The organism is Bacillus sp. 3a (assembly GCF_017161885.1).
Taxonomy (GTDB): Bacteria; Bacillota; Bacilli; order Bacillales; family Bacillaceae; genus Bacillus; species Bacillus safensis.
Genome location: NZ_CP067376.1, coordinates 3595981 through 3610158, shown reverse-complemented (window position 1 = coordinate 3610158; position 14178 = coordinate 3595981). Strand labels below are relative to the sequence as shown.

The window sequence follows — 14178 nt, the reverse complement described above, 5'->3', positions numbered from 1 at the left end:
GGGCATTTTCTTTAAAATGGACAGGGAAGAGAGTAGAGGTTGGGGGGAAGCAGAATGATACAATATCCGCATTTGCAAAAAGGACAAACAATTGGCGTCACAGCACCTTCCTCAGGTGTACAGCCATCTATGCATGACATGTTTCAGCTTTCATGTGAACGAATGAAACATAGAGGCTATGATGTCATATGTGGAGAGACGGTCTGGCAGCAGGAAAAGGCAAAATCTGCGCCTGCGATAGAACGAGCAAACGAACTTCAGTACATGATGACATGTGAGGAGATTGATCACATCATCCCGCCATGGGGAGGACAGCTGCTTATGGAGGTATTAGAGCACCTGGATTTCTCATCGATGAAGAAAAAGTGGATTCTTGGTTACTCTGATACGAGTGCACTCCTGCTGGCGCTCACATTAAAAACAGGCATTGCCACAGCGCATGGACCGAACTTAGTCGATCTTCAGGGAGAAGAGCTTGATCAAATGACTGTTATGTGGGAAGAAGTACTTTCAACAAAAGAAGAAATGGACATAAGCCAGTTTTCTTCATCTATGTATCAAAGGGAATGGCAGCGTGACGATCCGATTAAACATGTCTTTCATTTAACAGAACCTACTGCATGGCATACGGTTGATCCACAAGAAAAGATGGTAAAGGGCAGACTGCTGGGTGGCTGCATTGATGTCATACGTCATTTAGCAGGGACACCTTATGGGGACGTCAAAGCTTTTCAGAAAACATTCATAAAAGATGAACCAATTCTTTGGTATTTCGAAAACTGCGAATTAAATGCTGCAAGCGTGAAGAGATCGCTTGTTCAATTAAAACTAGCAGGTTGGTTTGATCACTGTTCAGGTATGATGTTTGGGCGTAGTGCAGTAAATGTGCCTGTTGAAGGGTATCAGTATCAGGATGTATATGAAGAATTACAAAAGGAATTACAAATCCCCATTTTTTACGACATAGATTGTGGGCATGTCCCGCCGCAAATGACGCTGATTAATGGGGCATATGCAGAAGTACAGCTGCATCCTCAAGGAAAAGCCGTACTAAAGCAAACATTTTTAGCATAAAAAAGGAAAGGGCGAACCCTTTCCTTCATATAACATTACATCCCTTTTGTTTCTTCACCTGCTTTTGGAACTTCCCACGCCGACTCACGGAATACTTTTTCCCATTTAGATACCACAATACATGCAACGGCATGCCCTGGAACATTCACGCCTGTTCGTGCCATATCCATAATTCGGTCAACACCGGCTATGATGGCAACGCCTTCTGCGGGAAGACCTACTGCATGAGCGGTTGCCAAAAGAACAACGAGTGAACCGGATGGCACAGCTGCAATACCTTTACTCGTTAACACAAGAACAAGCATCATTAAAAGCTGCTGTGACAGACTCATGTCGACACCAAACGCTTGTGCAAGAAATACGCAGGCAACCGATAAATATAAACTTGATCCGTCACAATTGAGAGAAAGACCAGATGGAATGACGAAAGAAACGATTCTTTTTGGACACCCGTATTTCTCCATTCGTTCCATCAATTGAGGAAGGACAGTTTCAGTACTCGTAGTAGAGAAGGCAACAAGGAACAAATCCCAAATCATTTTTAATACTTCGAAGTAGTTAAAACGGAAGATCAGTGCGACCAGAGGGAATAAAGCAAAGAGAATAATGAATAATCCTAAAAATACTGTTCCGACAAGCTTCATCATTGGGATTAATAAAACAATGCCATATTGGCCGACAGAAGCAGCCATTAATGCAAGAACCCCAATAGGTGCTGTCACCATCACCATCTGTGTGAGCTTAAACATAATTTGTGCCACTGATTCAAAAAAGGTGAGAACAGGAGCAGAAGCTTTACCGATGCCGCTTGCCGCTACACCAAATAAGATGGCGAAGAAAATGACAGCAAGTAAATCATTCTGAGCCATAACATCGACGATATTGGTTGGAATGATATCTAATACCATTTGTTTAAAGTCAACGACCTTCTCCGTATAACCATCTAATTCCCCAATATCTTTCTTAGCTAATTTAGAGAAATCGAGGCCAACGCCAGGCTTTAGCCCATTTGCCAATAATAGTCCGATCCCAAGAACAATGGTTGTGATGACCTCAAACCAAATGATCGTCTTTAATCCAAGGCTGCCCATTTTCTTCATGCCGCCGCTGCCGGCTGCACCAATAACAATAGTAGAGAACACGATTGGAACAACGATCATTTTAATCAGCCTGATGAATCCATCTCCAATTGGCCTGAGGCCCATTCCGAAGTCAGGGAAGAAATGGCCGATAAGAGCTCCTATCACCAAAGCGATCATGATTTGAAAAGCGATAAACTTTTTCATCATCTCCTACCTCCTTTAAATGCTTGGAAAAATATTAAGAATTTTCCAATAAATAAAAATTCTATGTGGCCATGTTTTGTCCTCCTTTGTATTTAGAAAGATTTTATTTAAGAATCATTGGAATTATGAAGAAAGAGAAGAAAATAGGGCTATTACATGTCTATTGATCTAAGAAAAAATCAATTTTAAAAAACATGAAACTTTTTTAGAAAAATGTATTGACCCTTTTATGTGATTCATGGTATATTTTTATTCGTCGCTGATGACGTATTTGAAACACAGACGTTCACACGCATGCGGCAAACAAATTTTAAAAAGATGTTGACTTAATAAAAACGATATGTTAAGATAATTAAGTCGCCTGATTAAGCGCCCGTAGCTCAATTGGATAGAGCGTTTGACTACGGATCAAAAGGTTAGGGGTTCGACTCCTCTCGGGCGCGCCAATACAAACCACGCGGGTGTAGTTTAGTGGTAAAACCTCAGCCTTCCAAGCTGATGTCGTGAGTTCGATTCTCATCACCCGCTCCATTTTTGAACATGATCTTTGAAAACTAAACAAGACAAAACGTACCTGTTAATTCGAGTTTTTATAAAAAAATCCTATGATACTTCATAGGTAGTCAGTCAAACTGGCGAAAAGCAAAACTTCGGTTTTGTACTTTTTCGGAGAGTTTGATCCTGGCTCAGGACGAACGCTGGCGGCGTGCCTAATACATGCAAGTCGAGCGGACAGAAGGGAGCTTGCTCCCGGATGTTAGCGGCGGACGGGTGAGTAACACGTGGGTAACCTGCCTGTAAGACTGGGATAACTCCGGGAAACCGGAGCTAATACCGGATAGTTCCTTGAACCGCATGGTTCAAGGATGAAAGACGGTTTCGGCTGTCACTTACAGATGGACCCGCGGCGCATTAGCTAGTTGGTGGGGTAATGGCTCACCAAGGCGACGATGCGTAGCCGACCTGAGAGGGTGATCGGCCACACTGGGACTGAGACACGGCCCAGACTCCTACGGGAGGCAGCAGTAGGGAATCTTCCGCAATGGACGAAAGTCTGACGGAGCAACGCCGCGTGAGTGATGAAGGTTTTCGGATCGTAAAGCTCTGTTGTTAGGGAAGAACAAGTGCGAGAGTAACTGCTCGCACCTTGACGGTACCTAACCAGAAAGCCACGGCTAACTACGTGCCAGCAGCCGCGGTAATACGTAGGTGGCAAGCGTTGTCCGGAATTATTGGGCGTAAAGGGCTCGCAGGCGGTTTCTTAAGTCTGATGTGAAAGCCCCCGGCTCAACCGGGGAGGGTCATTGGAAACTGGGAAACTTGAGTGCAGAAGAGGAGAGTGGAATTCCACGTGTAGCGGTGAAATGCGTAGAGATGTGGAGGAACACCAGTGGCGAAGGCGACTCTCTGGTCTGTAACTGACGCTGAGGAGCGAAAGCGTGGGGAGCGAACAGGATTAGATACCCTGGTAGTCCACGCCGTAAACGATGAGTGCTAAGTGTTAGGGGGTTTCCGCCCCTTAGTGCTGCAGCTAACGCATTAAGCACTCCGCCTGGGGAGTACGGTCGCAAGACTGAAACTCAAAGGAATTGACGGGGGCCCGCACAAGCGGTGGAGCATGTGGTTTAATTCGAAGCAACGCGAAGAACCTTACCAGGTCTTGACATCCTCTGACAACCCTAGAGATAGGGCTTTCCCTTCGGGGACAGAGTGACAGGTGGTGCATGGTTGTCGTCAGCTCGTGTCGTGAGATGTTGGGTTAAGTCCCGCAACGAGCGCAACCCTTGATCTTAGTTGCCAGCATTCAGTTGGGCACTCTAAGGTGACTGCCGGTGACAAACCGGAGGAAGGTGGGGATGACGTCAAATCATCATGCCCCTTATGACCTGGGCTACACACGTGCTACAATGGACAGAACAAAGGGCTGCAAGACCGCAAGGTTTAGCCAATCCCATAAATCTGTTCTCAGTTCGGATCGCAGTCTGCAACTCGACTGCGTGAAGCTGGAATCGCTAGTAATCGCGGATCAGCATGCCGCGGTGAATACGTTCCCGGGCCTTGTACACACCGCCCGTCACACCACGAGAGTTTGCAACACCCGAAGTCGGTGAGGTAACCTTTATGGAGCCAGCCGCCGAAGGTGGGGCAGATGATTGGGGTGAAGTCGTAACAAGGTAGCCGTATCGGAAGGTGCGGCTGGATCACCTCCTTTCTAAGGATATATGGAGCAGCGTACGTTTTCGTCTTGTTTAGTTTTGAAGGATCATTCCTTCAAAACATGTCTCTAGCGAGACAGGATTGTTCTTTGAAAACTAGATAACAATAAGTAATACATTCACATTGAATGCAATGCAAAGTTCATCACACATAGTGATTCTTTCTAAAGTAAGAAATGGTTAAGTTAGAAAGGGCGCACGGTGGATGCCTTGGCACTAGGAGCCGATGAAGGACGGGACGAACACCGATATGCTTCGGGGAGCTGTAAGCAAGCTTTGATCCGGAGATTTCCGAATGGGGAAACCCACTGCTCGTAATGGAGTAGTATCCATACTTGAATACATAGAGTATGAGAAGGCATACCCGGGGAACTGAAACATCTAAGTACCCGGAGGAAGAGAAAGCAAATGCGATTCCCTGAGTAGCGGCGAGCGAAACGGGAACAGCCCAAACCAAGAGGCTTGCCTCTTGGGGTTGTAGGACACTCTATACGGAGTTACAAAGGAATGATATAAGCGAAGAGGTCTGGAAAGGCCCGCCAAAGAAGGTAACAGCCCTGTAACTGAAATGTCGTTCTCTCCAGAGTGGATCCTGAGTACGGCGGAACACGTGAAATTCCGTCGGAATCCGGGAGGACCATCTCCCAAGGCTAAATACTCCCTAGTGACCGATAGTGAACCAGTACCGTGAGGGAAAGGTGAAAAGCACCCCGGAAGGGGAGTGAAATAGATCCTGAAACCGTGTGCCTACAAGTAGTCAGAGCCCGTTAACGGGTGATGGCGTGCCTTTTGTAGAATGAACCGGCGAGTTACGATCCCGTGCAAGGTTAAGCAGAAGATGCGGAGCCGCAGCGAAAGCGAGTCTGAATAGGGCGCATGAGTACGTGGTCGTAGACCCGAAACCAGGTGATCTACCCATGTCCAGGGTGAAGTTCAGGTAACACTGAATGGAGGCCCGAACCCACGCACGTTGAAAAGTGCGGGGATGAGGTGTGGGTAGGGGTGAAATGCCAATCGAACCTGGAGATAGCTGGTTCTCTCCGAAATAGCTTTAGGGCTAGCCTCAAGGTAAGAGTCTCGGAGGTAGAGCACTGATTGGACTAGGGGCCCCTACCGGGTTACCGAATTCAGTCAAACTCCGAATGCCGATGACTTATCCTTGGGAGTCAGACTGCGAGTGATAAGATCCGTAGTCGAAAGGGAAACAGCCCAGACCGCCAGCTAAGGTCCCAAAGTATACGTTAAGTGGAAAAGGATGTGGAGTTGCTTAGACAACCAGGATGTTGGCTTAGAAGCAGCCACCATTTAAAGAGTGCGTAATAGCTCACTGGTCGAGTGACTCTGCGCCGAAAATGTACCGGGGCTAAACGTATCACCGAAGCTGCGGACTGTTCTTACGAACAGTGGTAGGAGAGCGTTCTAAGGGCTGTGAAGCCAGACTGGAAGGACTGGTGGAGCGCTTAGAAGTGAGAATGCCGGTATGAGTAGCGAAAGACGGGTGAGAATCCCGTCCACCGAATGCCTAAGGTTTCCTGAGGAAGGCTCGTCCGCTCAGGGTTAGTCGGGACCTAAGCCGAGGCCGAAAGGCGTAGGCGATGGACAACAGGTTGATATTCCTGTACCACCTCCTCACCATTTGAGCAATGGGGGGACGCAGGAGGATAGGGTAAGCGCGGTATTGGATATCCGCGTCCAAGCAGTTAGGCTGGGAAATAGGCAAATCCGTTTCCCGCGAAGGCTGAGCTGTGATGGCGAGCGAAATTTAGTAGCGAAGTTCCTGATTCCACACTGCCAAGAAAAGCCTCTAGCGAGGTGAGAGGTGCCCGTACCGCAAACCGACACAGGTAGGCGAGGAGAGAATCCTAAGGTGATCGAGAGAACTCTCGTTAAGGAACTCGGCAAAATGACCCCGTAACTTCGGGAGAAGGGGTGCTTCTTAGGGTGTTAAAGCCCCGAGAAGCCGCAGTGAATAGGCCCAGGCGACTGTTTAGCAAAAACACAGGTCTCTGCGAAGCCGTAAGGCGAAGTATAGGGGCTGACGCCTGCCCGGTGCTGGAAGGTTAAGAGGAGCGCTTAGCGTAAGCGAAGGTGCGAATTGAAGCCCCAGTAAACGGCGGCCGTAACTATAACGGTCCTAAGGTAGCGAAATTCCTTGTCGGGTAAGTTCCGACCCGCACGAAAGGCGCAACGATCTGGGCACTGTCTCAACGAGAGACTCGGTGAAATTATAGTACCTGTGAAGATGCAGGTTACCCGCGACAGGACGGAAAGACCCCGTGGAGCTTTACTGCAGCCTGATATTGAATGTTGGTACAGCTTGTACAGGATAGGTAGGAGCCTTGGAAACCGGAGCGCTAGCTTCGGTGGAGGCATCGGTGGGATACTACCCTGGCTGTATTGACCTTCTAACCCGCTGCCCTTATCGGGCAGGGAGACAGTGTCAGGTGGGCAGTTTGACTGGGGCGGTCGCCTCCTAAAATGTAACGGAGGCGCCCAAAGGTTCCCTCAGAATGGTTGGAAATCATTCGCAGAGTGTAAAGGCACAAGGGAGCTTGACTGCGAGACCTACAAGTCGAGCAGGGACGAAAGTCGGGCTTAGTGATCCGGTGGTTCCGCATGGAAGGGCCATCGCTCAACGGATAAAAGCTACCCCGGGGATAACAGGCTTATCTCCCCCAAGAGTCCACATCGACGGGGAGGTTTGGCACCTCGATGTCGGCTCATCGCATCCTGGGGCTGTAGTCGGTCCCAAGGGTTGGGCTGTTCGCCCATTAAAGCGGTACGCGAGCTGGGTTCAGAACGTCGTGAGACAGTTCGGTCCCTATCCGTCGCGGGCGCAGGAAATTTGAGAGGAGCTGTCCTTAGTACGAGAGGACCGGGATGGACGCACCGCTGGTGTACCAGTTGTTCTGCCAAGGGCATCGCTGGGTAGCTATGTGCGGACGGGATAAGTGCTGAAAGCATCTAAGCATGAAGCCCCCTCAAGATGAGATTTCCCATTCCGCAAGGAAGTAAGATCCCTGAAAGATGATCAGGTTGATAGGTCTGAGGTGGAAGCGTGGTGACACGTGGAGCTGACAGATACTAATAGATCGAGGACTTAACCTATATTCTATTGTGAAGCATGAACATTGTTATCTAGTTTTGAGAGAACATTCTCTCCATCAGGTTTGGTGGCAATAGCGAAGAGGTCACACCCGTTCCCATACCGAACACGGAAGTTAAGCTCTTCAGCGCCGATGGTAGTTGGGGGTTTCCCCCTGTGAGAGTAGGACGCCGCCAAGCTTGTTATCTTTATATCATCGCGGGGTGGAGCAGTTCGGTAGCTCGTCGGGCTCATAACCCGAAGGTCGCAGGTTCAAATCCTGCCCCCGCAACCAAAATGGTCCGGTAGTTCAGTTGGTTAGAATGCCTGCCTGTCACGCAGGAGGTCGCGGGTTCGAGTCCCGTCCGGACCGCCATTTTTATGACTTGTAAACGAAAACGTATAGTTTCGTTTTTTTTTTATGTCTTTTTCTTTCTAGACGTATCCAAGATGCAATGAAATGATATGTGTTTGGCTACACTATAAGAAAGAAAAGATAGATTATTTCAACTCAGCCTGGTTTTTTCACACCAGGCTTTCTTTATATCATTTTTAGTTGGAACTGAGACTTATATTCGCTACACTAATACTAACTGTGTTTGACCTCATGTCTACTTAACCAATTGATTGCAAGAAGGGGCTGTCTTTTTATGGATGAATTTGATCTTATTCGCCGAATCACACCAAAAGATACATATCAGCGCTCTTTGATCATGGGCATCGGTGATGATGCAAGTGTTTATCAACCTCATTCACATTGTGAAGAGGTCGTTTGTGTTGATACAATGGTGGAGCATGTTCATTTTCGTTTTGACTTTTCAACACCATTTGAAGTTGGCTTTAAAGCACTGGCAGTCAATGTCAGTGACATCGCTGCAATGGGAGGGACCCCAAAATATTATCTTGTTTCAATTGCGATCCCGCCTCATGGTGATGAGACAATTGTTACGGAGCTTTACGAGGGAATGAAAGCGTTGGCTGACTCCTATCATATGGATTTGATTGGTGGAGATACAGTGGCCACCCGCAGTGACTTTGTCATTACCGTGACGGTCATTGGTGAGGTTTCAAAGGGAAAAGCTTGTTATCGTCACAGTGCTCAGACTGGAGACATTGTCTTTGTCACAGGTGAACTTGGTTCATCAGCTGCTGGGTTATCAATCTTAATGAACGAAGCAGCCCCTTCTAAGGCGGTCGATGCTGATTTTTTTCTTAAGCGTCATAAAATGCCTCAGCCTCATATTGCTGCTGGGCACATTTGTTCAAGTTTCCCGCGTGTGTCCTTGAATGATGTGAGTGATGGATTAGCGAGTGAGTTGAATGAGATAGCCGAAGCGAGCTGTGTGATAATCGAGATAGAAGCTGATAAGCTTCCAATTCATCCAGATTTACAGGTGCTGCGCAAAGACTGGTTTGAATGGGTGTTGTTTGGGGGAGAAGATTTTGTTTTAACTGGTACGATACCAGAATGTGATTGGGAAAGCTTTGAATCGCAATGTCAAAAAGAAGGCATTCAGGTCACACGTATTGGACAAGTCAAAGATGATCAAGCAGCCAGTGTTATGTTAAAAGACAATGATCAACAAACAATGTTAATGAAAAAAGGATATAATCATTTTAAGAAATGAGGTGACATCAACGGTGAAATTAACATGGACGACAAAAGGTGCGGATGAGACGAAACGAATTGCCGCTGCATTGGCCAAACTTGTGATGCCAGGCGATGTATTGACATTAGAAGGAGATTTAGGTGCAGGCAAAACCACTTTTTCAAAAGGTTTTGCGGAAGGCTTAGGAATTACCCGTATCGTCAACAGCCCCACCTTTACAATTATTAAAGAATATACCGATGGCAGACTGCCACTATATCATATGGACGTGTACCGCATGGAAGATGCAGAAGAAGAGATCGGCCTCGAAGAATATTTTGAGGGTGAAGGTGTATGCTTGGTTGAATGGGCACATCTTATTGAACCTCAATTGCCTTCTTCCTATTTAAAAATTGAAATGCTGAGAACAGAACGTGAAGAAGAACGGCATCTCACGTTTGATGCAAAAGGGGAGCGTTATGAGACCCTTTGTAAGGAGATGAAAAAATTTGACCATACTGGCCATTGATACATCAAACCATACACTAGGAATTGCTCTTGTAAGAGATTTCACTGTAATAGGCGAGAGCATCACATACTTAAAAAAGAACCATTCCGTCCGAGCGATGCCCACTGTTGAAGCATTGATGAAAGAATGTGGTGTATCACCAAGCGAACTAAGCAAAATCGTTGTGGCAAAAGGACCTGGTTCTTACACTGGCGTCAGAATCGGGGTCACCATAGCAAAAACACTTTCTTGGACGCTGTCTATCCCGATATCAGCTGTTTCGAGTTTAGAAACACTTGCGGCAAATGGCCAATATTTTGATGGGTATATCTCACCTTTATTTGATGCGAGAAGAGGACAAGTTTATACCGGACTATATACGTTTGAAAAAGGGTTGATCAAAGAGGTCGAACCAGATCAAAATATCCTGCTCACGGATTGGCTTCATGAACTGAAGCAGACAGGAAAGCCTGTTCTATTTCTTGGACAAGATGTGCATCTTCATGAAGAGAGCATTCGCTCCATTTTAGTAGAAACGGCTGTACTGGCAGAGGGAACATTTCATAACCCAAGACCTTCAGTGCTTGCATTTTTAGGCGCAGATCGTCCTGCTGAAGATGTCCATCAGCTTGTTCCTAACTATATTCGTTTGGCAGAAGCGGAAGTGAAATGGCTTGAAGGACAAAAATAATCTTCACATAGCAGAGATACGACAAATGACAGTAGCGGATATTCCAGAGGTGTATACGATTGAAGTGCATTCGTTTACAGCGCCTTGGAAAAAGGAATCGTTTGTGTATGAGATTCTCCATAACCAATACAGCCATTATTTCCTCATTGAAGAAGATAAGCAGCCTGTTGGATATTGCGGGGTCTGGATTGTCATGGACGATGCACAAATTACGAACATTGCGATTCTCCCTGAGCATAGAGGAAAAGGCTACGGGGAAGCATTGCTTCGATATGTCATGGAATTTTGCAAAGAAAAAAAGACAGATCATCTTTCTTTAGAGGTGCGGGTTTCGAATACACCAGCACAATCCCTCTATGAAAAGCTCGGTTTCAGACCAGCTTCTATTCGAAAGAATTATTATACGGATAATGGAGAAGATGCATTAGTCATGTGGGTGAATATAAATGAGTGAACAAACAGATCGATTCATATTAGGAATAGAAACAAGCTGTGATGAAACAGCTGCGTCCATTGTGAAAAATGGAAAGGAAATCGTGGCGAATGTGGTGGCCTCGCAAATAGACAGTCATAAACGATTTGGCGGAGTTGTACCCGAAATTGCTTCAAGGCATCACGTGGAGCAAGTCACCATCGTATTAGAAGAAGTGATGGCACAGGCGGGTATGAGCTTTAAGGATTTAGATGCCATTGCTGTCACAGAAGGACCTGGCCTCGTCGGTGCCCTGCTGATTGGTGTCAATGCAGCCAAGGCACTGAGCTTTGCCCATCAAATTCCTCTTGTTGGTGTTCATCATATTGCAGGGCATATTTATGCAAACCAGCTTGTTGATGAATTGGAGTTCCCATGTTTAGCTCTTGTTGTCTCCGGCGGACATACTGAGCTTGTTTTAATGAAGGAGCACGGATCTTTTGAGGTCATCGGAGAAACATTAGATGATGCAGCTGGAGAAGCGTACGATAAAGTGGCCCGGACGATGGGTCTCCCTTACCCAGGCGGACCTCATATTGATCGGTTAGCGCATGAAGGAGAGCCGACAATTAAGCTTCCTCGTGCATGGCTTGAAGAAGGGTCTTATCACTTTAGCTTCAGTGGTTTAAAATCAGCTGTGATCAACACCTTACACAATGCGTCACAAAAGGGAGAAACGATTGCCCCAGAGAATTTGGCCGCAAGTTTTCAAGCAAGCGTCATTGAGGTGCTTGTTGGGAAAACATTGAAAGCAGCTGAAGCCTATGGCGTGAAGCAGGTCGTTCTAGCTGGAGGAGTCGCTGCCAATAAAGGACTAAGAGAAGCTTTAACCTCAGCATTCACGAAGCTGCCAGAAGTGAAAGTCATTATTCCGCCATTATCTCTTTGCACAGACAATGCAGCCATGATCGCTGCCGCTGGAACCATTGCGTTTGAAAAAGGAATCAGAGGCGATATGGCGATGAATGGGCAGCCAGGGCTGCCGCTAGTCTCATATGAATGAAAACTCCTGTGGATTACAGGGGTTTTTATTTTCTATGAAAGCGATTTATTCACATGTAAACGTTATATATCCACAATTGTTAGAAAATTTCGTTTTAAAATGAAGAGGGTGTGTATAAATACGATCTTTTTTGTGGATATGTGATTAAAACCCTGTGGATAAAGTGGATAAGTCTAATGTATTTAAGAATAATCAAGAAGTTATTGTGGGTATCATTGTGGATAATAAATTTTCTTTGAAAGAAAAAAGAGTACCTTATAGGGCACTCTTTAAGCTTCTGACAGCTCTTCCCACTCTGCAAAAAGTGATTCCAGCTCTTGATTGAGCGTATCATTTTCTGTTTGAATGGCTTGGACCTTCTCGTGATCTTGAAAAATATCAGGATCACATAGCAGCTGTTCATTTTCACCGAGCTTGTCTTCGATGACAGCAATGCGTTCTTCAATTTCTTCGATTCTGCGCTGCTTTTGTCTTTCTTTCTTTTTCAGTTCCTTTTCTTCCGCATAAGAAAGCTTTGCCTTTTCTACTGGCTGTGCAGCTTGTTTTTTAAGCGGCTCATTTTCTTGAAGTACTTCCAGCTCTAGTTGTTCATTTTTCTTTTCAAGGTAGTAATCATAATCACCGAGATATTCTCTTGTTTCTGTAGGCGAAAGCTCAAATACTTTCGTGGCGAGACGATTGATAAAATAACGATCATGCGAGACAAATAAGATGGTTCCTGGATAATCGATTAGTGCATTCTCTAAAATTTCCTTACTATCTAAGTCCAGATGGTTTGTCGGCTCATCGAGAATAAGAAAATTGGCTTTTTGGAGCATCAGCTTTGCCAGTGCAAGGCGTGCTTTTTCTCCACCGCTTAATGCATGGACAGGCTTTAAAACGTCATCACCGGAAAAAAGGAAGTTTCCTAAACATGTCCGAATTTCTTTTTCATTCATATGAGGATAGTCATCCCAAAGCTCATTGAGCACTTTTTTCGAGGATGTCAGTTTGGCTTGCTCTTGGTCATAGTAGCCGATCGTGACATGAGATCCAAAAGTAATGTCGCCTTTTACGGGTGTTAATGTGTTCGTTAACGTTTTTAAAAGGGTTGATTTTCCGATCCCGTTAGGACCAATGAGTGCCACACTATCCTCGCGCTTAATCTGAAAAGAAAGAGAGGATAGGAGCGGTGTTTTTTCATCATAACGAATATCGAGATCATGCACCTTCAGCACATCATTGCCGCTTTGTCTCGTAATATCAAAATGAAAGTTTGCGGATTTTTCGTCACCTAAAGGCTTATCTAAACGATCCATTCGTTCGAGCTGCTTGCGTCTGCTTTGTGCGCGCTTTGTGGTTGAAGCTCTTGCTAGGTTGCGATCCACGAAATCCTGAAGCTTTGAGATCTCTTCTTGCTGCTTTTCGTATAGTTTCATATCCCGCTCGAGCTGCTCTGCTTTCAGCTCTAGATATTTACTATAGTTCCCTGCAAACTTTTTCATCGAAGTTCTTGAGACTTCATAGACGTGGTTTACGACTTTGTCTAAGAAATAGCGGTCATGGGACACGATGAGAATGGCACCTGTATAATTTTGCAAATACTGCTCCAGCCATGATAAGGTATCAATATCTAAATGGTTGGTCGGCTCATCCAGAATTAAGAGTTCTGGTTTCATTAACAAGAGCTTTCCAAGCGCTAAACGGGTTTTCTGACCGCCGCTTAAAGATTGGACGGTTGTCTCATCTTCAAAATGGCTAAAGCCGAGTCCATGAAGAATGGAGCGGACATCTGCTTCATATTGATAGCCGCCTTGATCTTTAAATTCCTGCTGAAGCCTGTCATAGGTTTTCATAAGGGCTTCCAGCTCAGAACCTGTGGAGGAAGCCATTTTCTCCTCAATGGTTCTCATCTCTTGTTCCATTTCTTTTAAATGATCAAAAACCGATAATAATTCGTCTTTTAGCGTACGTGTAGACGTTACATCGGTATGCTGTGCTAAATAGCCGATCGATAGGTCTTTTGGTTTGATGATCTCACCTTGCTCGTAAGACATTTGACCGGCGATGATTTTCAAAAGCGTGGATTTGCCTGCGCCGTTACGACCTACAATGGCAATGCGATCCCTTGCTTTGACTTCCAATTTTATATTCGTTAAAACGGTATCAGCGCCAAACGATTTGGACAGCTGATTCACTTGTAGAATCATCATGTAACTTCACCTCTGCTATAATATGTTAAGTGTAGCTTATCAGCAGTAAACCGGCAAATGTT

Annotated in this window: 8 protein-coding genes, 4 tRNA genes and 3 rRNA genes; 13 read left to right on the top strand and 2 right to left on the bottom strand. The window is 45.7% G+C overall.

The features are described 5' to 3' along the window. Positions 1-54 precede the first annotated feature (54 nt). Positions 55-1074 (top strand): S66 family peptidase, encoded by a 1020-nt coding sequence (locus JJ692_RS18225; RefSeq protein WP_133744944.1) that lies wholly within the window; start codon positions 55-57, stop codon positions 1072-1074. 35 nt (positions 1075-1109) lie between these two features. On the opposite strand, the gene gltP is transcribed toward JJ692_RS18225, so the two are convergent. After that, positions 1110-2360, bottom strand: coding sequence for a glutamate-aspartate/proton symporter GltP (gene gltP / locus JJ692_RS18220; protein WP_133744981.1), 1251 nt, complete (start codon positions 2358-2360; stop codon positions 1110-1112). Positions 2361-2729: 369 nt separating this feature from the next. Here gltP and JJ692_RS18215 point away from each other — a divergent pair. The 12 genes from JJ692_RS18215 (at position 2730) to tsaD (ending at position 11924) form a co-directional block, all read left to right on the top strand. Next, positions 2730-2806: transfer RNA gene (locus JJ692_RS18215), tRNA-Arg, on the top strand. A gap of 11 nt (positions 2807-2817) precedes the next feature. Further along, positions 2818-2891 (top strand) — tRNA-Gly (locus JJ692_RS18210). Positions 2892-3023: 132 nt separating this feature from the next. Further along, a 16S ribosomal RNA gene (locus JJ692_RS18205) occupies positions 3024-4572 on the top strand. A gap of 182 nt (positions 4573-4754) precedes the next feature. Continuing rightward, a 23S ribosomal RNA gene (locus JJ692_RS18200) occupies positions 4755-7684 on the top strand. A gap of 61 nt (positions 7685-7745) precedes the next feature. After that, positions 7746-7861, top strand: a 5S ribosomal RNA gene (rrf, locus tag JJ692_RS18195). Together the 16S, 23S and 5S rRNA genes with 4 tRNA genes alongside form the textbook arrangement of a ribosomal RNA operon. An 18-nt stretch (positions 7862-7879) precedes the next feature. Then, positions 7880-7956 (top strand) — tRNA-Met (locus JJ692_RS18190). A gap of 4 nt (positions 7957-7960) precedes the next feature. Beyond that, positions 7961-8037, top strand: a tRNA-Asp gene (locus JJ692_RS18185). A gap of 274 nt (positions 8038-8311) precedes the next feature. Further along, on the top strand, positions 8312-9289 hold the full coding sequence (gene thiL / locus JJ692_RS18180) for a thiamine-phosphate kinase (RefSeq protein WP_206534056.1): 978 nt from the start codon (positions 8312-8314) through the stop codon (positions 9287-9289). 13 nt (positions 9290-9302) lie between these two features. Next, entirely contained in the window at positions 9303-9779 is a 477-nt protein-coding gene (gene tsaE / locus JJ692_RS18175) for a tRNA (adenosine(37)-N6)-threonylcarbamoyltransferase complex ATPase subunit type 1 TsaE (RefSeq protein ID WP_034622161.1), read from the top strand. Next, positions 9760-10449 carry a tRNA (adenosine(37)-N6)-threonylcarbamoyltransferase complex dimerization subunit type 1 TsaB gene (gene tsaB / locus JJ692_RS18170; RefSeq protein ID WP_206534055.1) on the top strand — a complete coding sequence of 230 codons (690 nt, stop codon included), beginning with the start codon at positions 9760-9762 and terminating at the stop codon, positions 10447-10449. The genes tsaE and tsaB overlap by 20 nt, the downstream gene beginning before the upstream one ends. A 25-nt stretch (positions 10450-10474) precedes the next feature. Continuing rightward, positions 10475-10903, top strand: a complete 429-nt coding sequence (gene rimI, locus JJ692_RS18165; protein WP_024424460.1) for a ribosomal protein S18-alanine N-acetyltransferase — start codon at positions 10475-10477, stop codon at positions 10901-10903. Next, positions 10896-11924, top strand: a complete 1029-nt coding sequence (tsaD, locus tag JJ692_RS18160) for a tRNA (adenosine(37)-N6)-threonylcarbamoyltransferase complex transferase subunit TsaD (protein WP_206534054.1) — start codon at positions 10896-10898, stop codon at positions 11922-11924. The genes rimI and tsaD overlap by 8 nt, the downstream gene beginning before the upstream one ends. A gap of 269 nt (positions 11925-12193) precedes the next feature. Here tsaD and JJ692_RS18155 read toward each other — a convergent pair whose 3' ends face one another. Further along, positions 12194-14116, bottom strand: coding sequence for an ABC-F family ATP-binding cassette domain-containing protein (locus tag JJ692_RS18155; protein ID WP_206534053.1), 1923 nt, complete (start codon positions 14114-14116; stop codon positions 12194-12196). Between the last annotated feature and the right edge of the window lie 62 nt (positions 14117-14178).